Annotated in this window: 14 protein-coding genes and 1 pseudogene; 5 read left to right on the forward strand and 10 right to left on the reverse strand. The window is 46.1% G+C overall.

What is annotated here, in order from left to right; genetic code table 11:
• Positions 1 to 48: 48 nt before the first annotated feature.
• Positions 49 to 1,248 (reverse strand): Na/Pi symporter, encoded by a 1,200-nt coding sequence (locus RT717_RS27075; RefSeq protein WP_317489440.1) that lies wholly within the window; start codon positions 1,246 to 1,248, stop codon positions 49 to 51.
• Positions 1,249 to 1,654: 406 nt separating this feature from the next.
• Between RT717_RS27075 and RT717_RS27080 the strand changes: the two genes are divergently transcribed.
• Both RT717_RS27080 and RT717_RS27085 read left to right on the forward strand, forming a co-directional pair.
• The gene (locus RT717_RS27080; RefSeq protein WP_317489441.1) at positions 1,655 to 2,815 is read left to right on the forward strand and encodes a porin; all 1,161 of its coding nucleotides are present in this window, start codon (positions 1,655 to 1,657) and stop codon (positions 2,813 to 2,815) included.
• Positions 2,816 to 2,960: 145 nt separating this feature from the next.
• A complete protein-coding gene (locus RT717_RS27085; protein WP_317489442.1) occupies positions 2,961 to 4,091 on the forward strand; it encodes a hypothetical protein in 1,131 nt (376 codons plus the stop codon).
• Between the two features lie 2 nt (positions 4,092 to 4,093).
• On the opposite strand, the gene RT717_RS27090 is transcribed toward RT717_RS27085, so the two are convergent.
• The 9 genes and pseudogenes from RT717_RS27090 to RT717_RS27130 form a co-directional block, all read right to left on the reverse strand.
• Positions 4,094 to 5,284, reverse strand: a complete 1,191-nt coding sequence (locus tag RT717_RS27090; RefSeq protein ID WP_317489443.1) for a M20 metallopeptidase family protein — start codon at positions 5,282 to 5,284, stop codon at positions 4,094 to 4,096.
• Positions 5,285 to 5,794: an SPOR domain-containing protein gene (locus RT717_RS27095; RefSeq protein WP_317489444.1), complete on the reverse strand. Its 510-nt coding sequence runs from the start codon at positions 5,792 to 5,794 to the stop codon at positions 5,285 to 5,287.
• Between the two features lie 6 nt (positions 5,795 to 5,800).
• Positions 5,801 to 9,169, reverse strand: coding sequence for a preprotein translocase subunit SecA (secA, locus tag RT717_RS27100; protein ID WP_317489445.1), 3,369 nt, complete (start codon positions 9,167 to 9,169; stop codon positions 5,801 to 5,803).
• 77 nt (positions 9,170 to 9,246) lie between these two features.
• Positions 9,247 to 10,014 carry a diaminopimelate epimerase gene (dapF, locus tag RT717_RS27105; RefSeq protein WP_317489446.1) on the reverse strand — a complete coding sequence of 256 codons (768 nt, stop codon included), beginning with the start codon at positions 10,012 to 10,014 and terminating at the stop codon, positions 9,247 to 9,249.
• Between the two features lie 74 nt (positions 10,015 to 10,088).
• Entirely contained in the window at positions 10,089 to 10,445 is a 357-nt protein-coding gene (rplS, locus tag RT717_RS27110; protein ID WP_151996269.1) for a 50S ribosomal protein L19, read from the reverse strand.
• Between the two features lie 98 nt (positions 10,446 to 10,543).
• A complete protein-coding gene (locus RT717_RS27115) occupies positions 10,544 to 11,611 on the reverse strand; it encodes a LacI family DNA-binding transcriptional regulator (RefSeq protein WP_317489447.1) in 1,068 nt (355 codons plus the stop codon).
• Positions 11,612 to 11,692: 81 nt separating this feature from the next.
• Positions 11,693 to 12,367 carry a tRNA (guanosine(37)-N1)-methyltransferase TrmD gene (gene trmD, locus RT717_RS27120; protein WP_317489448.1) on the reverse strand — a complete coding sequence of 225 codons (675 nt, stop codon included), beginning with the start codon at positions 12,365 to 12,367 and terminating at the stop codon, positions 11,693 to 11,695.
• Between the two features lie 6 nt (positions 12,368 to 12,373).
• A pseudogene (rimM, locus tag RT717_RS27125) lies at positions 12,374 to 12,897 on the reverse strand (ribosome maturation factor RimM).
• A 5-nt stretch (positions 12,898 to 12,902) separates the two neighbouring features.
• On the reverse strand, positions 12,903 to 13,607 hold the full coding sequence (locus tag RT717_RS27130; protein WP_317489450.1) for a 30S ribosomal protein S16: 705 nt from the start codon (positions 13,605 to 13,607) through the stop codon (positions 12,903 to 12,905).
• A 269-nt stretch (positions 13,608 to 13,876) separates the two neighbouring features.
• Between RT717_RS27130 and RT717_RS27135 the strand changes: the two genes are divergently transcribed.
• Genes RT717_RS27135 through lpdA form a run of 3 tightly spaced genes read left to right on the forward strand, consistent with a single transcriptional unit; the run spans position 13,877 to position 19,567 of the window.
• Entirely contained in the window at positions 13,877 to 16,600 is a 2,724-nt protein-coding gene (locus RT717_RS27135; protein WP_317489451.1) for a 2-oxoglutarate dehydrogenase E1 component, read from the forward strand.
• 17 nt (positions 16,601 to 16,617) lie between these two features.
• The gene (odhB, locus tag RT717_RS27140; RefSeq protein WP_317489452.1) at positions 16,618 to 18,138 is read left to right on the forward strand and encodes a 2-oxoglutarate dehydrogenase complex dihydrolipoyllysine-residue succinyltransferase; all 1,521 of its coding nucleotides are present in this window, start codon (positions 16,618 to 16,620) and stop codon (positions 18,136 to 18,138) included.
• Between the two features lie 34 nt (positions 18,139 to 18,172).
• Positions 18,173 to 19,567: a dihydrolipoyl dehydrogenase gene (gene lpdA, locus RT717_RS27145; protein WP_317489453.1), complete on the forward strand. Its 1,395-nt coding sequence runs from the start codon at positions 18,173 to 18,175 to the stop codon at positions 19,565 to 19,567.
• Positions 19,568 to 19,688: the final 121 nt, after the last annotated feature.

The following is a 19,688-nucleotide window of genomic DNA, read 5'->3' on the forward strand; positions in this document are numbered from 1 at the left end:
TACCTCCTTTGGACTAAGTGTTCAAGGTATGAAACTTTGATCAAACGGTTAAGGTTCCTCGATAGGCTTTTTGTCTATTAGCTCCACGGGAGGAGAAGCTGTTTGTGTAAACGATCTATGCGCCAGAATGAGGCTGTAGGGAATAATGAAGAATGTGAGCAGTATGTAGGCAAATCCCACGATGCGATACCTCAGCGTAAATTTTCCAAGGAGCTCAGCCATTTTAACAGGAATCCTTCGGATGACAGGGAAGGGCAGGAATATCAGGACACCGATTAAGTTGAACAACAGGTGGGCAATTGCCACGGCAATGGCTTCTTCCGACTTGAACAGCGCTGCAATAATGGCAGTAATGGTTGTGCCAACATTGGCGCCCAGGATGAAGTTGAAGGCTTTTTGTACGGAGATTTTGCGGGTAGCCGCCAAAGGAACAATAAGAGAAGTGGTGATAGAACTTGACTGAATACCTGCCGTGAGAAGAGTTCCCCAGCCAAAGGCCTTAAGGGGGTTGTTAAAAACAATATTTTCAAAATTCACCTTTGACTGACCAATAAGTCTCTTGTAGATGATATTCGACAGCAGCTTGATGCAGCCTATCAGCACCAAAAATGAAAGAGTGAGAAGAATAATGGGCTGCGATATCCAAAGACTTACCCAGTGGCTAATGGGGTCAAACAGCAACGTGTTGATATTAAATATTGGGCCGCTCTTCGAAAACAAATCGCCAGCGCTCAGAGAGGAGGCTATTTCACGGGAGAGGCGGGAAAGTAGGTGGTATTTGAGCTCTAGTGGAAAAAGAATGATGGTGGTAAGGATGTTGAAAATATCGTGCACTGCCCCAGCGGCAATGGCTTTCCTGAACTCATTTCTTTTTGTGATATAACCAAGCGATACAATTGACGACGTAATAGTAGTGCCAATATTGGCCCCCATGATAATGGGAACGGCATCCTCAAATGAGATTGAGCCAACAGCTACGGCCGCCACAATCATGGTGGTGCTTGACGAACTGCTTTGTATAAGCGCCGTGATCAGAAGGCCGATAAACAGGCCAACGAAGGGGTCAGAAGTGGCGGCCAGGATGGATTGGGCGGCAGTTTCAGTAAGCTGGTTGAAGGCCTGCCCCATCATATTGATGGACAGGAGAAAGATGAAAACGGTGATGAGGACGTACCCGATATTACGGTACAGGTTTTTCGCAGAAGTCTGCTTTCCCTCGTCTATGTTTAAAACTTTCTTGACGGTCATCCAATTGAAGAGTTGTTGCCAGAAGAAGCAAGCCGCAAAGTTATCAAAAACTAATTGTTCAATCAGTTAGCGATATGAAACTATTGTTAATTCACCTTTTGCCAAAATAGCCAAACCGAGGCTGTAAGGGAATTTGCGAATGACCGGATTCGCCTATATTTTATTGAAAACAGTAAATGTCTGGGTGGAGATATTAGCTGTCATTCAAAATAGGTCGGTTTCAACCATTTTGTCAGTGACTTTGCTCCCCACTTGAGCAAGGGAGCTTTAGCATCAATCTTTGTTATGTTAAGAAAATGTTATTAATATTTCTAAATTGTTAACTAAACGACTGTTTGTTAATATATAGTTATCAATTTCTTAACATTGCAGCTCTTCCTTATTGAAAGCAACTGACCTAAGATTCATGCAGAGAGTGACCAACATTGTGTTAGCCTTCTTATTAGCCTTCTCGTTCATTTTATCAGATACTGCCAAAGCACAGAACATCACCGAAAGCAAATTCGGAAGTGGAATTTCAGTAGTTGCCAGAGACTCTTCATTTTCGATGAAGTTTAGCACGAGGTTTCAGACCTTGTATGAGGGAGTACATGACCTGGAGGCAGATAAATACAGAGACAATTTATTGATAAGAAGAGCAAGGTTGAAGTTTGATGGGTTTGTTCATAACCCAAAAATTCAATATAAGATTGAGCTTGGCCTGAGTGGTAGCGACATTGGAAATAAGGACGTTGTATCTGAATCAAATTATGCGCCGTTGCAGATTCTCGATGCCCTGGTAAGATACAACTTCTATGGTAACTGGAGCTTGTGGTTTGGGCAAACAAAGCTTCCTGGCAACATAGAGAGGGTGATTTCTTCGCAAGCACTTCAGTTTGTTGACAGGAGTTTTCTCAATTCACGCTACAACCTAGATAGGGATAGAGGTGTGCAGCTACACTACAGTGGTAAGCTTATTAACCTGAAAGGTGCCGTCAGCATTGGGGAGGGTAGGAATATTTCCGAAGACAATGCGGGGGGGTATGACTATACGTTGAGGGCGGAGTGGTTTCCGTTCGGGCAGTTCAATAAAAAGGGAGACTATATTGGAAGCGATTTGAGCAGAGAGTCAATACCTAGGCTAATGCTTGGTGTCTCCTACGATTTGAACGACCATACTAACAGGGAAAGAGGTCAGTTGGGTAAAGTTTTAGGCGATACACGGACATTGGAGGCTGTGTTTGCTGATTTGCATTTCAAGTACCGTGGGTGGTCGTTGATGTCGGAATACGTTGTTAAACGAGCACCTGAAGGAGCTGTGGTTATGGATGGGGCATTTTATACTGGCACCGGCTTTAATGTTCAAACGGGATATTTACTCGAAAATAACTTCGAACTGGCGCTTAGATTTACAGAAGTGTTGCCAGCAAAGGAAACGATGAGAGCTGACGTTCATCAATACACTCTCGGCGTCTCAAAATATATTGTTGGCCATTCTCTTAAAATACAGTCGGACTTGACAAGGATAGAAATTGAAGGAGAGGATGGTTCAATAATGTACCGTGCGCAGGTTGAGGTCTCCTTTTAGCCTGATAGCTTTCATCGTCAATGGCTTTCAAGATTCAAAAGGATTTGCAAATATCATAAAATAAAAGCCTTAACACTTTCTTAACAGTGGTAACAAAAACTATATTTAGCTTTGCCGGAACTTTCAAATTAAGCATACACCTGCGATGTCGTCCAAACCGTCTGATAGTATCACTACACAAAAGCTAGGCAAAGGAGCTTTTAAGCTGTTTAGTGTGTCAAAAAAGGAGAGAAACTATCTTTATTTTTTGCTAGCCATTACGTTTGTCTGCGGCATGGTGTATCCCTATCAGGAGGTGGCTATGTGGGTTGCTTTTGCTTTGGCTGGCTATTCAGCTATTGCTAACGATAGTATTCAAACCATTGGCACTTTTATTTCTTCAAATTCCCATAGGAAGTGGTATCATCTGTGGCTTTTCATGGGACTGATTTTCCTTGTTACCGTTACTTATAGCTGGATTACCTATGGGGGCGACGTATCCTATCAGCGGTTGAACACAAAAGGCCTTGAGGTAGCACCTACATCCTTTAGCTTTCTTCAGGTTGCCGCTCCGGTAATCCTGCTGGTTCTTACAAGGCTTCGCATGCCAGTGTCTACTTCGATTCTGCTATTGAGCGCCTTTTCAACTAAAGCCAGCTCCATCGGAGGTATATTGTCTAAAAGCCTTGTTGGTTATGCCCTGGCTTTCGTCATTGCTATTATTGTATGGACGCTAACGGCACAGCTATTTGATAAATATGCCAAGAAAAAGCCAGCTCACTGGTGGGCACCGCTACAATGGCTTACCAGCGGAGCGCTGTGGTCCGTCTGGATCATGCAGGATGCTGCAAACATTGCGGTTGTCTTGCCAAGGGCGTTGAACACGGTAGAGTTTGTTGCATTTGCGTCATTTATATTTCTTGGGCTAGGCGTGTTGTTTTACCTCAAAGGGGACAAAATACAGTCGATCGTGGAAGAAAAGGCTGACATTACTGATGTGAGAGCCGCCACTATAGTCGATCTGGTTTATGCGTGCTTGCTCTACTACCTGAAGGTTGTCAATACGATTCCAATAAGTACGACATGGGTATTCATCGGACTTTTAGGGGGTCGTGAGTTGGCGATCAACTACATGAAGAAAAGCAAGTCAAGCCGCAGAAAGGGAATAAGAAAGAGCTTGAAGCTAATAGGTAAAGATGCCCTTTATGCGGGTATTGGCCTGGTGATTTCGATCCTCCTCGCTTTGTCAATCAACGACGACATGAGGAAGGAGTTTTTTGACCTGATTGGCTGGTAACTTTAAACAGCCAGCTCTTTCAAAGCCAGCCAGGTCATAAGCCCCACACCAAGCTCTAGAGCACTTTCATCTATATCGAACGTGGGCGTGTGGACGCCGGAAGTGATGCCCTCAGCTTCATTTCTGGTGCCAAGCCGATAGAAACATGAATCGACGTGGTGGGAGTAGAAGGCAAAATCTTCTGCAGCCATCCAGATATCCAGGTCCACAACTTTGTCTTTTCCCAAAAATTCTTCGGCCCATGATTTAGAGCGGTTGGTTAGGTGCTCATCATTCGCAAGAAACGGGTAACCTTTCATGATATTAAAGTCGCAGGTGGCACCCATTGACTCGGCAATTCCTTCGGCCATCTTTTTCATCTTCGCATGGGCTTCCATTCTCCATTCCTCGTTGAGCGTTCTGAACGTGCCCTTTAGTTTGACCTCAGATGGAATAACATTGGTAGCCCCTTTGCCCTCAATATCGCCAAAAGAAAGTACCGAGGGTATCTTTGGGCTGGCCATTCTACTGACCACTTGCTGCAATGCTGTGATTATGTAAGCTGTTACTACAATAGGGTCTACCAAAGTTTCAGGCATGGCTGCATGACCCCCTTGTCCTGTCACTGTCACATATATTTCGTCAGCGCTGGCCATGTACATGCCAGGGCGAAAGCCTACCGTGCCCGCAGGCAACAAGGGCATCACATGCTGACCGAAAAGACTTTTTGGAGAAGGGTTGGTAAGCACGCCCTCCTTGATCATTAAGCTGGCGCCACCCGGTAGTTTCTCTTCTCCCGGCTGAAAAATCAGCTTAACGGTTCCCTCAAATTCACCTTTCAGCTCACAGAGGATTTTGGCAACGCCGAGGAGCGAGGAGGTATGCACATCGTGGCCGCAGGCATGCATAACACCCTCGTTTGTCGACTTATAGGACGCAGCGCTCTGTTCCAGGATCGGCAAAGCGTCAATGTCGGCCCTCAATGCAACAACTTTTTTGTCTGGATTATTTCCTTTGATGATGGCCACAGTGCCAGTAGTAGCCATTTCGTCGAGCCGGTCGATAGGAAGCTTTCGAAGGAATTCTCTGATGTAGCCTGCTGTGTTGTACTCCTCAAAAGACAGTTCAGGATTGGCATGCAGGTGTCTTCGTGCGCCAATAACCTCTTTCGAAAGCTGACCACTGAGCGTTTTGATTCTGTCTTTTAGATCCATTTATTCTACGGGTATTTTTTCAGGAAGGAGGAGTGCGTTGGGGAATACCTCCCGAACCTGCGCATATACCTGATTGGCCTCTAACCTGGAATAAAACTTCCCTATTTTTACCTTAAAGTTGGGCTGGACGTAAACAACCTGGGAGGGAATGTCCAGTCCGATTGAATGAAGCTGTGCCCTTGCATTATTAGCCTGGTCTCTGTTTGGGCCTGAATACACCTGAACCGTAAAGCCGTCAATTACTCTCTTCTGGAGGTTTTTTTCGGCTATAAACATAACGACACTGTCGAGTTCTTGGGTGATGTCGTATTGTGTCTTCAGTGGTTCTGAAGAAGGCGTCAATTTGCTTGTTTCTACAGGTTTAAGTGCGCTTTCGTCAGTGGTTATGACCGGGTGTAAAATAGACAAGTCTTCAGAATAAGAGTCAGTGGTGCCAGAAGAAGGAACCACCTTTTTTGAACACCCATACAGGATAAAAACTCCAAGTGCTAAAGAAACGACTCTATTCATAGCTGGTTAGTCTTCAATATTGATCACAACGCATTTGTTATTATTCACATCCTGTTCCACTGTTTTGTATTTCACCCCTTCTTTCAAAGTTCCATCAGTGTACTGCACAGTCACCCGATCGTTTCTTCCAGCCACTTTTTGCGACTTCATTGGTTCTGGTCGGGTAACGGCAGGCCTAGAGCCAACTGGTTGTCCTTCTTTTCCTTCCAGCAAAGAACGTGATTCTTCCTTACTTTCTTTGTAGTCACTTTTTGTGCGGGTTTGACGAGCTTCTCTTACCTGACTTGGATCCTGGCTTGGTATATCGGCTTTAATAAGGAATGACATAGTTTCCTCATTTACCTTGGCAAGGAATACTTTGAACAATTCGAAGGCTTCAAATTTGTAGATCAAAAGTGGGTCTTTTTGCTCGTATACCGCATTTTGAACAGATTGCTTCAAATCGTCCATCTCACGAAGGTGTTCCTTCCAGGTTTGGTCGATCAGCGCCAGGGTGATCATTTTCTCCATGGCGGCCACCATCTCCTTACCTTCGGTATCCACCGCCTTCTTTAAGTTCACCACAATGCCGAGTTGCTTCTTCCCGTCCGTAAATGGCACGAGAATATCCACCACTGTGGCTCCTTTGTTGTCAAGGGTATGCTTAAGAACCGGAAGCGCTTTTTCTCTGATAGTGTTTTTTCGGGCTGTATAGTGTGCCAACACTTCGTCGTAAAGTCTTGCAGCAAGTGCATCGCTTTTGATACCGGCAAACTCGTCCTGACTGATACGCATATCGAGGCCAAAGGTGCTAAGAACATTCAGTCTAAAGCCATCATAGTCTTGAGAGGCAGTGGCTGATATGGCCAGATCCTCAGACGTATCGTACATCATGTTGAGGATGTCAAGCTGTAGTCTTTCACCGAACAAGGCATTCTTCCTTCTTGTATAGATGACCTCTCTCTGCGAGTTCATTACGTCATCGTACTCCAGGAGGCGCTTACGCATGGCAAAGTTGTTCTCTTCTACCTTCTTCTGCGCTCTTTCAATCGACTTGGTAATCATCGAATGCTGGATTACTTCACCTTCTTCCAATCCCATTCTGTCCATCCACTTGGCAATTCTGTCTGAGCCGAACAAACGCATCAGGTTGTCTTCAAGAGACACAAAAAACTGCGAGGACCCAGGGTCACCTTGTCGGCCTGATCGGCCTCTCAACTGCCTGTCTACCCTTCTTGATTCGTGTCTTTCCGTTCCTACAATAGCTAAACCTCCAGCCTTTTTCGACTCTTCGGTCAGTTTTATGTCCGTACCACGTCCCGCCATGTTGGTGGCAATCGTCACGGTAGAAGGATGGCCTGCTTCAGCCACAATTTCTGCTTCCCGTTGGTGTTGCTTGGCATTCAGTACGTTGTGTTTAATCTTGCGGATATTAAGCATGCGGCTTAGCACCTCCGAAATTTCAACAGAAGTAGTACCCACCAGCACGGGTCTGCCTGCCTCAGTCAGCGCAACAATTTCATCGATAACAGCATTGAATTTCTCACGCATGGTCTTGTAGACCTTGTCTTCCATGTCTTTCCGGACGATCGGCCTGTTGGTCGGAATAACGACCACGTCAAGCTTGTAAATCTCCCAAAGCTCACCAGCTTCGGTTTCGGCAGTACCAGTCATACCTGCCAGCTTGTGGTACATTCTGAAGTAGTTCTGTAGCGTGATGGTCGCATAAGTCTGCGTGGCATCTTCCACCGTCACATTTTCCTTGGCTTCGATTGCCTGGTGAAGACCGTCTGAATAGCGACGACCTTCCATCATGCGGCCGGTTTGCTCATCCACAATCTTTACTTTCCCATCAATCACCACATACTCAGTGTCTTTTTCGAAGAGCGTGTAGGCTTTTAGCAACTGGTTGACGGTGTGGATGCGCTGCGCTTTAATTTGGTAGTCTTTGATAACCGACTCTTTCTTCTTTAGAATATCGATTTCAGCAAGAGAGGTGTCACCCTCAAGCTTGGCAATTTCCATCCCAATGTCAGGCATAATGAAAAAATTGGGATCTTCACCATCGCCGGTAATCATATCGACGCCTTTTTCAGTCAGCTCGATAGAGTTATTTTTTTCCTCAATGGTAAAAAGCAAAGGCTCATCCGCCTCCGGCATCATCCTTTGATTATCAGCCAGGTAGATATTCTCCGTTTTTTGAAGAACATTTCTTATGCCTGTTTCACTGAGGTATTTGATCAAAGGCTTGTATTTGGGAAGCCCTCTGTGAGCCCTGAACAGTGACAAGCCGCCATCTGTCTCGTTGCCCTCAGCAATTTGTTTTTTGGCGTCATTCAAAAACTGTGCACATAGCTTGCGTTGAGATTCAACCAGCTTAAATATTCTAGGCTTCAGTTCGTAAAACTCATGCTCATCTCCCTTAGGTATAGGACCGGAAATGATAAGTGGTGTTCTTGCTTCATCCACAAGAACAGAGTCAACCTCATCCACCATGGCGTAGTGGTGTTCCCGCTGAACCAATTCCTCCGGGCTTCTGGCCATGTTGTCCCGCAGGTAGTCAAAGCCAAATTCGTTGTTGGTGCCGTAGGTAATGTCGGCGAGATAAGCGTTTCTCCTTTCCTGTGAGTTGGGTTGGTGCCGGTCAACACAGTCAACCGTCAGCCCATGAAACTGGAACAAGGGAGCGTTCCACTCTGAGTCACGCTTGGCCAGGTAGTCGTTTACTGTAACAATATGTACGCCTTTGCCTGCAAGGGCGTTCAGGTAGGCAGGCAAAGTAGCCACAAGGGTCTTTCCCTCACCGGTCGTCATTTCGGCAATTTTACCTGAGTGCAGTACAACACCACCAATGAGCTGCACATCGTAGTGCACCATGTTCCACTCTACCTCAGTGCCTGCAGCGAGCCATTTGTTGGACCACTCGGCAGTGTCTCCAGCGATTTTTATGTGGGGCTTGGTAGCCGCCATCTGCTTATCCATGAGAGTGGCCTTCACCACCAGCTTCTTGTTCTCAGCAAGTCGCCTGGAGGTTTCCTTCACTACGGCAAAAGCTTCCGGCAGCAGTTTAAGCAGCGAATCTTCAATTTTCTTATTCTTGTCTTTTTCGAGTTGATCTATTCTTTTGAATACGTCATCTTTCTGGTCAATATCCAAATCCGGTTCGTCGATTATCCTCTGATGCAAATCGTCAATTTCCTTCTGGATAGTGGCATTCCCCTCTTTGATGAACGCTTTGAACTGACTGGTTTTGTCTCTCAACTCATCGTCAGAAATACTCTTAAGTTTCTCAAATTCTTTTTTGATTTGCTCAACAAGCGGAAGGACTTCCTTAATATCTCGCTCTGATTTTGTTCCAAAAAGTTTGGCTACCCCTTTGGTGAATATATTCAACATTTCGTCGTTTTTTAAAACCTTAAAATTAACCGCTTTTTCCTAATCGATACTAATTGCCAAGGTGTTTCTTGACAGATTTACACATCAATGAGGCCTGAGTAAACGGGTGTGGCCGGGCCCTTCAGGAAAATATCACTAAAGCCACCCTCCTTAACCGCAAAACTGACCTCGAGGGTTCCGCCCAGGGTGTGAACTATTACCGGGCTTTTATATCCTTTGAGTGATGCGGCGAGCGAACAAGCTGTGACGCCCGTGCCGCACGACAGCGTTTCGCCTTCTACCCCTCTTTCATAAGTCCTCACAAAGATTGCATTGCCATCCTCTAACTCTACGAAGTTAACATTGGTACCCTTGGGGGCATAGGCCTCGCTAAAGCGAATAGCTTTTCCTTCCGGCACAACAGGGAAGTTTTTAACATCTTCAAGGAAGGCAATATGGTGTGGGGATCCCGTATTGATGAAAACGCCGTCAGTAAGTTCTTCAACGCTGTCCACATCATAAAGCTGCACAGAAACAATGTCTTCTTTGATGGTCGCTTCATGAGGCCCGTCGGTAGACATAAAAGTAGTTCTGTTGGTGGCCATGCCAAGAGACTTCGCAAAGTGCACTGCGCACCTGCTACCGTTCCCGCACATGCTCTGCGAGCCGTCGGAATTGTAGTAGACCATTTCAAAGTCGTACTCGGGATGATTGCGTATCAGAATGAGTCCGTCTGCGCCGATGCCAAACCTGCGATGGCAAAGGGTTTCTATAACGGTCAGGTCATCAGGAAATTGGAGCTCCCTGTCATCGATGAGAATGAAGTCGTTACCTGTGCCCTGATATTTGTGAAAACGAATTTCCATAGCATAAAACTAATAGCAAGTAAACGAAAAAAGCCAACCCGAGAGTTGGCTTTTCAGCTATTTTATTTAATCCCTTAGGACATTTTTTCTTTGATCCTTGCGGCTTTTCCTTTTCTACCACGAAGGTAGTAAAGACGGGCTCTGCGAACTGACCCCTGACGAACCAATTCAACTTTCTCAACGCTTGGAGACATAATCGGGAAAATTCTTTCCACGCCGATACCTGAAGATACTTTTCTTACAGTAAAGGTTTCCCCATTCGTGCTGATATTCTTACGTTGGATAACGGTACCCTGAAACTGCTGGATACGCTCTTTGTTACCTTCCGTGATCTTCACGTGTACATTTATAGTATCACCTGCCTTAAATGCGGGCAGTGAATTTCTCTTCTCCTGGTACTCTGCTTCAACTAGTTTTATCAACTCGCTCATGACTGTCTATTTAAGCCGTATTCTGAAACGGACTGCAAATATACGACTATGTTTTTAAAGACAAATAATACAATCAAATAAAAATCTTCTTTTGGCAGTTATTGTGCGGCAAGTGCTGGCTTATAGCTGTCAATATTCTCCTTGGTGATAATTTCGAGGGGCAGAAGGGCCTCTTTGGGTGGTGTGGTCTTAAACACCAGGTGATTGATAAGGTGGCTGATAGACAAGGCAGCTTGCTTGCTTGGGTTTTGATTAATCAGGAAGTTGATATACCCCTCTTTCAGAAATTGAAGGTTCTTTTCCAGTAAATCATAGCCAACAATTCTACAGCCATTTTTGCCGGTCGCTTTCATAAATTCCACCACCTGATAGGCTTTGGAGGTGCTTATGTAAACCCCGTGCAACTGGGGGTCGCTAAAGAGTTTCCTGAGATCCGTTTCGAAGGAGGTGTTCTCCGGGGCCTCAAGGTTGATAGTGTTTACCTCCACATTCAATCCCGACATCGAAGCTACATATTCTCTGAAGCCTTTTTCCTTGTCCAAAAGGTGGGCAGAATTTGGCAAATCCTCGTGAATATGTAGGATCGCCAGTTTTTTGCCAGTGGCCAGTCCGGGCGAAATCAGTTCAGCGGCCAGCCGCCCGCTTTGATACAGATCTTGCCCGATGAATGACAAGGGGTGTGGATGCTCAATATGAGTGTTGAACAATATGTAAGGCACCCCATTTTCATGAAATTTTTGGAAAAAGGGCAGCGCTTCCTTATAGAACAGTGGCGCAACTACCGCTCCGTCAGGGTTTGAAGCAATGGCCTTTTCAAACGCTTGATTGTAAGATTCTTTATTGTGGAGGTCGTAAAAGTAGTAGTCAATAACAAGCCCTTGCTGCTGCCATTCCTGCTCGCTTTGTTGCAGTCCTTCATGCGATTGCACCCAGAAAGCGTCAAGCTTGGGGTCGGGTAGCACGGCGGCGACCCTAAACGTCCTGTTGAGACCAAGGCTTCTGGCGATGAGGTTGGGCTTGTAGTCAATTTGGTCAAGGATAGCATGAACTTTCTCAAGTGCCTTATCGGATACTTTGCCTCGCTTATGCAACACCCTGTCCACAGTGCCCACTGACACTCCGGCAAGGCGGGCGATATCTTTGATCCGTATATTTTTGTTTTCCATAAAAAATCGAGACCTCTAAATAATCAAAAAAATAAAAGATTGTCTGTATTAATATGGGATAATGTGTTTGCGGGCGAATGTCTACAGTAGATTTGGTCTTCGCTCTTTCGTTCGCTGCACCGACTGCTCGTGCCTCCAGTCGTCGATAAGTGCGTCGTTTCCTGACAGCAATACATCCGGCACTTTCATGCCTTTGTAGTCGGCTGGTCTGCTGTAAACCGGCGGTGCAATCAGGTCATCCTGAAAGGAGTCGGTAAGTGCGGAGGTTTCGTCGTTTAGCACGCCCGGAATAAGCCTGATCACTGCGTCGCACACAATGGCGGCAGCAAGTTCTCCGCCCGACAGCACAAAATCGCCAACGCTGATTTCTCTTGTTATCAGGTGCTGACGCACTCTTTCGTCAACTCCTTTATAATGCCCGCAGAGCAAAATCATGTTCCCTTTCATAGCCAGGCCGTTGGCCAACCTTTGGGTAAGCAGCTCCCCATCAGGACTCATATATATAATGTCGTCGTAGGTTCGTTCGGATTTGAGGGCCTGGATGCAGCGGTCGATGGGCTCTATTTGCAGCACCATGCCAGCTCCGCCGCCGTAAGCGTAGTCGTCAACAGTTTTATGTTTGTTGACAGCGTAATCTCTCAGGTTGTGCACTTTAACTTCCGTGAGGCCCTTGTCGATGGCTCTTTTGAGAATGCTGTGTTCAAAAGGGCTTTTGAGCAGCTCAGGTACACATGAAATAATGTCGAATCTTACCATGGCTGCCTAAGAGTCTAAGTATATATCAAGCAAACCGGGTGGAAGCTGCAGGGTCACCGATTTCGCTTTTAAATCCACCGCTTTAATAATATTGTCGCTGATTGGCACAAGCACTTCCTTTCCCTGGCAATCGATGGCTAGCACGTCGTGCCCCGGAAAGTTAAGGATGTTTGATATGGTGCCCAATACTTTGCCCTCTTCAACTGCCTCAAGTCCTACCAGATTGTGGAAGAAATATTGCCCTTCCGAAAGTTCCGGCAGGCTGCTTTCTGGTAGGTAGACCTCCGTGCCGGCAAGCTTCTCAGCCGCATCCAACGACCTCACTTCGTCGAACCGAGCAATGGCCTTTTTGCCATTGAGTGACCAATGCTCTAAAAAAAAGGAACCAATTCGTTGTTGATTAACAACAGAACTGATTCCAGATTTTTGTAATGCCCAGGGTCGTCCGAATCGATCCAAACCTGAACATCGCCCTTTGTGCCATGGGTTTTGGTGATTACCCCAAGCTGAAAGCAATCATCCAAATGCATAAGGACTACTCTTCTTTTTTCTCGTCTGCTTCAGGAGCGTCGGCCTTAGGGGCCTCTTCTGCCGGGGCTTCTGCTTTAGGAGCTTCCTCTGCAGCAGGTACTTCAGCCACTGGAGCCTCTTCAACTGGTGCTTCAGCAGCAGGTGTTTCCTCTACCACTGGTGCTGTTTCAGTTACTTCAGCAGCAGGTGCTTCTTCCGCAACCGCAGCCTCTTCTACTGCAGCTTCTTCGCTGGCTTCGGGCGCAGCAGCAACCTCAGCCTTCTTACGAATAGCTTCAGCTCTTGCCTGGCTCACCTTGGTTTCAGCAGCAAGACGTGATTTTCTTTCGTCTTCTTTCTTCTTAGCCAGAGACTCAACTTTGCCAGTCACTTTGGCATCTTGTTGATTCTTCCACTCTTCGAACTTGGCATCAGCCTGTTCTTGTGTAATGGCTCCTTTGTTCACACCAATCTGAAGGTGTTTTTTCAAAAGAATTCCCCTGTAAGAAAGCATGGCTCTAACGGTATCAGAAGGTTGCGCACCTTTCATAACCCAGTCAAATGCCTTTTCATCATTCAAAACAATTGTTGCCGGATTGGTATTTGGATTGTACGTTCCCAATTTCTCGATGAACTTACCATCCCGTGGCGAAGTACTGTTAGCCACAACCACATCAAACATTGCAAGTTTTTTACGTCCTCGACGTGATAACCTGATTTTAACTGCCATTTTTTGTTCGTTTTATTTAATCTCTTCCGGAACCCGTCCGGAAAATTGGATCGCAAAGATAGAGATTTTTTTGCAAAACCTACTCATTCGCAGCAATTTGATAGTGGCTTCAGGAGCGAAAAATGCGAGCAAAGTACGTTGCCCGCCAACGGGGCTTAAAAAAAGTGCCCTGGAGTAGAAATAACCAATATATTCGTTAAAGCGAATATGCGATTTTAATAGATTTAATGTATTATTTACCTTTACCTGAATAAACGTCACCCAACAACATGGATAAATATTCCTATATCGCTAACGCACACTCGTCCTACATCGATGAACTATACCAAAGTTACAAACAAGATCCTGAGTCAGTAGACATTACCTGGCAGAAATTTTTCGAGGGTTTTGAGTTCTCTCAATCGAAGTATGGCGAAAATGGTCATGCCGCGGCTGCCTCAGGAGGAGTGTCGGACAAAGAGATCGCCGTTAGCAACCTTATTCATGCCTACAGAACACGTGGCCACCTTAAATCTAAAACTAATCCGGTAAGGGAAAGGAAGGATCGGAAGGCCCTGCTTGACCTTAGCGACTTTGGGTTGTCGGAAGCGGATCTTGATGTTGAATTTCAGTCAGGGGCGGCGATTGGTATTGGGAAAGCGACGTTAAGGAAAATTGTAGAATCTCTTAAACAGATTTACGAAGGTGCTGTTGGCTTCGAATATATGTATATCAGGGAGCCGGATATTTTGGAGTGGTATAAAAAGAAGGTTGAATTCGACGCTTTGAACTTTAATCCTTCTATTGATGAGAAAAAAAGGATACTCAGGAAGCTGAACGAGGCAGTTGTTTTCGAGAATTTCCTTCACACAAAATATGTTGGGCAGAAGAGGTTCTCTCTCGAGGGCGGCGAAACAACAATAGCAGCACTTGACGCCATAATTAATAAAGGAGCTGAACTGGGTGTGCAGGAAGTGATGATTGGCATGGCGCACCGGGGTAGGCTGAACGTGCTGGCCAATATCATGGGGAAAACCTATGAGCAGATATTCAATGAGTTTGAAGGGAATGCAGCCACCGACCAGACCATGGGCGATGGTGATGTAAAATACCATATGGGCTACTCCAGCCAGATAGTAACTCCATCAGGTAATACAGTAGATCTAAGGTTGGCGCCCAACCCATCTCACCTTGAGGCGGTTGATCCGTTAGTGGAAGGGTTTCTGAGAGCAAAGGTCGACCGGGAATTCAAAAACGATGCGACCAAGGTGCTTCCTATCCTTATTCATGGAGATGCGGCGGTGGCTGGTCAGGGTATAGTATACGAAGTGGTTCAAATGAGTAAGCTGGATGGTTATACCACAGGCGGCACCATTCACTTTGTTATCAATAACCAGGTAGGCTTTACGACAGACTTTGACGACGCCAGGTCCAGTATCTACTGTACGGATGTGGCTAAAGTAATCGACTCGCCAGTGCTTCACGTAAATGGTGATCAGCCGGAGGCAGTTATTTTCTGTGTTAATCTGGCAGTGGAGTTCAGACAGAAATTCCAGAGAGACGTGTTTATTGACATGGTGTGCTACCGTCGGCACGGGCATAACGAAAGTGATGAGCCAAAGTTCACCCAGCCATCACTCTATAATATTATATCAAAACATCCTAACCCACGAGAGGTGTACAACAAGCACCTGATAGAAAGAGGAGATGTAGATGCGCAACTGGCTGACAAAATGGATTCGGAGTTCAGAGACCTTTTGCAGGACAGACTCAACATGGTGAAGCAAAAGCCACTCCCTTATCAGTACTCCCCGATGGAAAAAGAGTGGCAGGAGTTGAGGATTTCAAAACCTGATGATTTTGAAAATCCGCCTAAAACTTCTGTTGATCAAAAAGTAATCGATAAAGTAGGCAAGGCCCTCACAACTATTCCAAAGGGCTTCAAGCCACTGAAGCAGATTGACAAAGTGCTGAAGCAACGCACCGAGATGATTTTCGAAGATAAGTCGGTCAACTGGGCAACTGCTGAACTACTGGCTTATGGGTCGCTGCTTCTTGAGAAAAAGATTGTCAGAATGACTGGCCAGGATGTGCAAAGGGGCACTTTTTCTCACAGGCACTCTGTGTTGCGTGACAGTGTCACTAATAAGCCCCACAATAGTTTGGATCACATTGAGGAAGGTCAGGAAAAGTTCAGAATTTTCAACTCATTGCTTTCAGAGTTTGGTGTGCTGGGCTTTGAGTTTGGTTATGCCATGGCCAATCCAAATGCGCTGGTTATTTGGGAGGCTCAGTTTGGTGACTTTGCTAACGGCGCCCAGGTAATGACCGATCAGTTTATTGTGCCGTCGTATACCAAGTGGCAGCGAATGAACGGCCTTGTGCTGTTATTGCCACATGGCTATGAGGGGCAGGGCCCGGAACATTCCAACGCCCGCCCGGAAAGATTCCTGCAGATGTGCTCAGGCAACAACATGTTCTTCTGTAACCTGACTACACCTGCCAATTTCTTCCACATGCTCCGCCGTCAGCTGGTGATGCCGTTCCGCATGCCAGCCGTGCTAATGTCTCCAAAGTCTTTGTTCCGTCATCCGCTAGTGATGTCGCCGATAAGCGACTTGACCGATGGTAGTTTCCAGGAAGTGATTGGCGACACAGAGGTAAAAGCGAAGGATGTTAAAAAGCTTATCCTGTGCACTGGCAAGATTTATTTTGACTTACTGGATGAACGCCAGAAAAGTAATAGAAAGGACGTTGCGCTTGTTCGTGTGGAGCAGCTTCATCCTTTCCCGAGAAAGAAAATCCTCGCAGAAATCAATAAATACAAAGGAGCCAAACTCGTGTGGGCCCAGGAGGAACCCGAAAATATGGGTGCCTGGACCTTCTTGTTGAGGATGTTCCCTGAAGTGAGAATGGAATTGGTTTCAAGAAAAGCAGCAGCCTCTCCTGCCACTGGCTACTACAAACTGCACAACAAAGAGCAGGAAGAGATTGTACAAAAAGCATTTGCATAATTAAACCCTAATAAATAATGAGCCTTGAAGTTAAAATCCCTGCAGTAGGGGAATCGATAACCGAAGTAACCATTGCCAAGTGGTTAAAGAATGATGGTGACATTGTGGAGAGGGACGAACTTCTGTGTGAGCTGGAATCTGACAAAGCCACTTTCGAGCTAAACGCTGAGTCAGCCGGAAAAATAAAGATTTTGGTCAAAGAGGGAGAGACTGTTGAGATTGGTGCTGTTATATGCAGTATTGACACCGACAGTGCAGCTCCAGCGAAAGAAGAGAAAAAAGAAGAAAAGTCAGCGCCGGCTAAAGAGGCGACATCGACTGGCGAGACAATCGAAATGCATGTACCCACGGTTGGCGAGTCCATCAATGAGGTGACCATATCTTCGTGGGTCAAAAAAGACGGCGAAATTGTGCAGCTGGATGAAGTAATCGCTGAAATTGAATCTGACAAAGCCACTTTTGAACTCACCGCCGAGGCTACAGGCAAGCTTCAGGTGATTGCCAAGGAGGGTGAAACACTTGAGATAGGTGCTTTAATATGCAAAATTGAAGTAATGGAAGGTGCAGTTGCTAAAGAGGAGGCCAAAAGCCCTGCTCCGGCTGCTGCTCCTGCAACATCAAGCAGTTCATCTTATGCAGCTGGGCATGCCTCTCCCGCAGCGGCAAAGCTTATGGCAGAAAAAGGACTTTCTGCTTCCGATGTGAAAGCAACCGGAGTTGACGGGCGCATCACCAAGGAGGACGCTATGAAAGCGGAAAAATCGGCTGCTCCAAAAGCTGATGCTGGAAAGCCAGCGGCTCCATCCTATGCCGCACCTCAAATCGGTGGCGGTGTTTCAAGGGGACAGCGCAGAGAGAAGATGACTTCTCTTCGGAAGACTATTTCCAGAAGACTGGTTTCTGTGAAAAATGAAACAGCGATGCTCACCACCTTTAATGAGGTGAACATGGCGCCTGTGATGGAGTTGAGAAAAAAATACAAAGACAGCTTCAAGGAAAAATATGAAGTTGGTTTGGGCTTTATGTCATTCTTTACCAAGGCAGTTACGATGGCGTTGAAAGAGTGGCCTGCAGTAAATGCACAGATCGACGGAGAAGAAATTGTTTATAATGACTATGCTGATGTTTCGATTGCTGTATCCACGCCGAAAGGTCTTGTGGTGCCTGTGATAAGGAATGCCGAAGCACTCAGTTTCGATCAAATAGAAAAGGAAATAGTGAGGCTGGCATTGAAGGCCAGAGACGGAAAGTTGAGCATTGACGAAATGCAAGGCGGCACGTTCACCATCACCAATGGGGGTATTTTCGGCTCTATGCTTTCTACGCCTATTATTAATGCCCCCCAGGCAGCTATTTTGGGTATGCACAACATAGTAGAAAGGGCTGTCGTGGAAAACGGTCAGGTAGTGGTCAGGCCTATCATGTACGTGGCACTGTCCTACGACCACCGTATCATTGATGGTCGTGAGTCTGTTAGCTTCCTTGTACGAGTGAAGCAACTTCTCGAAGATCCAAGCAGGCTTCTTTTGGGAGTGTAAACCCTTTCACTATTTTTTCATTAAAACAAAAAACATGGATTATCAGGTAACAGTAATTGGTTCAGGACCCGGCGGATACGTGGCAGCCATCAGGTGTGCACAGCTGGGCCTAAAAACTGCGATTATTGAGAAATATGATAGCCTGGGCGGCACCTGCCTCAACGTCGGTTGCATTCCCTCAAAAGCGCTCCTTGATTCAAGCGAGCACTTCCACAATGCGGCACACACATTTAAGGAGCATGGGATTGACATTCCCCAGCCGAAAGTGAATTTGAAGCAGATGATTGCCAGGAAAACGGACGTGGTGAAACAAAACACCGACGGCATCAACTTTCTGATGAAGAAGAACAAGATCGATGTTTTTCATGGCATGGGTTCCTTTATAGACAAGAACACCATAAAAGTTTCCGGAAAAGAAGAAAAGAAAATTACCACCGAGAAAGTGATCATCGCTACTGGCTCTAAGCCCGCCAGCCTTCCTTTTATCAAAATCGATAAAAAAAGAGTTATTACCAGCACTGAAGCACTCGAATTGACCGAAGTACCCAAACACATGATAGTGATCGGCGGCGGCGTTATAGGCATGGAATTAGGCTCGGTTTACGCAAGGCTTGGGGCCAAAGTATCTGTGGTAGAGTTTCTCGACAGCATTATTCCTACCATGGATTCGACTATGGGTAAGGAGCTGCAGAAATCGCTAAAAGGGCTTGGCATGGACTTTTACCTGTCCCACAAAGTAACGGCAGTAGAGGCCAAGGGCAAAGAAGTGACCGTGACGGCAGAAACTCCGAAAGGAGAGAAGATAGACCTTAAAGGAGATTATTGCCTGGTGTCGATTGGCAGAAAGGCTTACACCGAAGGACTTGGTCTGGAGAAGGCCGGCGTAAAGGTAACTGACAGAGGGCTGGTTGAAGTGGACGGTCACCTGCGCACAAACGTGGACAATATTTGGGCAATTGGCGATGTCATCAAAGGTGCCATGCTTGCGCACAAAGCCGAAGAGGAAGGTGTGTTTGTAGCTGAAACCATTATGGGGCAGAAACCTCACATAAATTACAACCTGATCCCGGGTGTTGTATACACCTGGCCCGAAGTAGCTGCTGTTGGTTACACCGAAGAGCAACTCAAAGATCAGAAGAAGGAATATAAAGTCGGCAAGTTTCCGTTCAAGGCGCTGGGTAGAGCTCGGGCTTCGGGAGATACAGATGGACTAGTGAAAGTATTGGCCGACAAGCAAACTGATGAGATACTGGGCATCCATATTATTGGTGCCAGAGCGGCCGATATGATTGCTGCCGGCGTCACAGCCATGGAATTCAGGGCCTCTGCTGAGGATGTGTCACGCATGTCGCACGCACACCCCACTTACATGGAGGCCGTGAAAGAAGCGTGTTTGGCAGCAACGGACAACCGACCAATTCACATGTAAAAAACAATTGCTTGAAATCAAAAGCCACCTTTGCAGGGTGGCTTTTTTATTGTTACACAATCGATAAATGAGAATCTGTGAGCGAACAGGGCTCGGTTCTCGGTCATCTTGATTTTTCTTG

Origin of the sequence: Imperialibacter roseus (genome assembly GCF_032999765.1) — a bacterium.
GTDB classification, from domain to species: Bacteria; Bacteroidota; Bacteroidia; order Cytophagales; family Cyclobacteriaceae; genus Imperialibacter; species Imperialibacter roseus.

Bases quoted from the DNA above. Each gene is read 5' to 3' on its own strand.
- RT717_RS27075 (WP_317489440.1), bottom strand. From the start codon at position 1,248: ATGACCGTCAAGAAAGTTTTAAACATAGACGAGGGAAAGCAGACTTCT.
- RT717_RS27080 (WP_317489441.1), top strand. From the start codon at position 1,655: ATGCAGAGAGTGACCAACATTGTGTTAGCCTTCTTATTAGCCTTCTCG.
- RT717_RS27085 (WP_317489442.1), top strand. From the start codon at position 2,961: ATGTCGTCCAAACCGTCTGATAGTATCACTACACAAAAGCTAGGCAAA.
- RT717_RS27090 (WP_317489443.1), bottom strand. From the start codon at position 5,284: ATGGATCTAAAAGACAGAATCAAAACGCTCAGTGGTCAGCTTTCGAAA.
- RT717_RS27095 (WP_317489444.1), bottom strand. From the start codon at position 5,794: ATGAATAGAGTCGTTTCTTTAGCACTTGGAGTTTTTATCCTGTATGGG.
- secA (WP_317489445.1), bottom strand. From the start codon at position 9,169: ATGTTGAATATATTCACCAAAGGGGTAGCCAAACTTTTTGGAACAAAA.
- dapF (WP_317489446.1), bottom strand. From the start codon at position 10,014: ATGGAAATTCGTTTTCACAAATATCAGGGCACAGGTAACGACTTCATT.
- rplS (WP_151996269.1), bottom strand. From the start codon at position 10,445: ATGAGCGAGTTGATAAAACTAGTTGAAGCAGAGTACCAGGAGAAGAGA.
- RT717_RS27115 (WP_317489447.1), bottom strand. From the start codon at position 11,611: ATGGAAAACAAAAATATACGGATCAAAGATATCGCCCGCCTTGCCGGA.
- trmD (WP_317489448.1), bottom strand. From the start codon at position 12,367: ATGGTAAGATTCGACATTATTTCATGTGTACCTGAGCTGCTCAAAAGC.
- RT717_RS27130 (WP_317489450.1), bottom strand. From the start codon at position 13,607: ATGGCAGTTAAAATCAGGTTATCACGTCGAGGACGTAAAAAACTTGCA.
- RT717_RS27135 (WP_317489451.1), top strand. From the start codon at position 13,877: ATGGATAAATATTCCTATATCGCTAACGCACACTCGTCCTACATCGAT.
- odhB (WP_317489452.1), top strand. From the start codon at position 16,618: ATGAGCCTTGAAGTTAAAATCCCTGCAGTAGGGGAATCGATAACCGAA.
- lpdA (WP_317489453.1), top strand. From the start codon at position 18,173: ATGGATTATCAGGTAACAGTAATTGGTTCAGGACCCGGCGGATACGTG.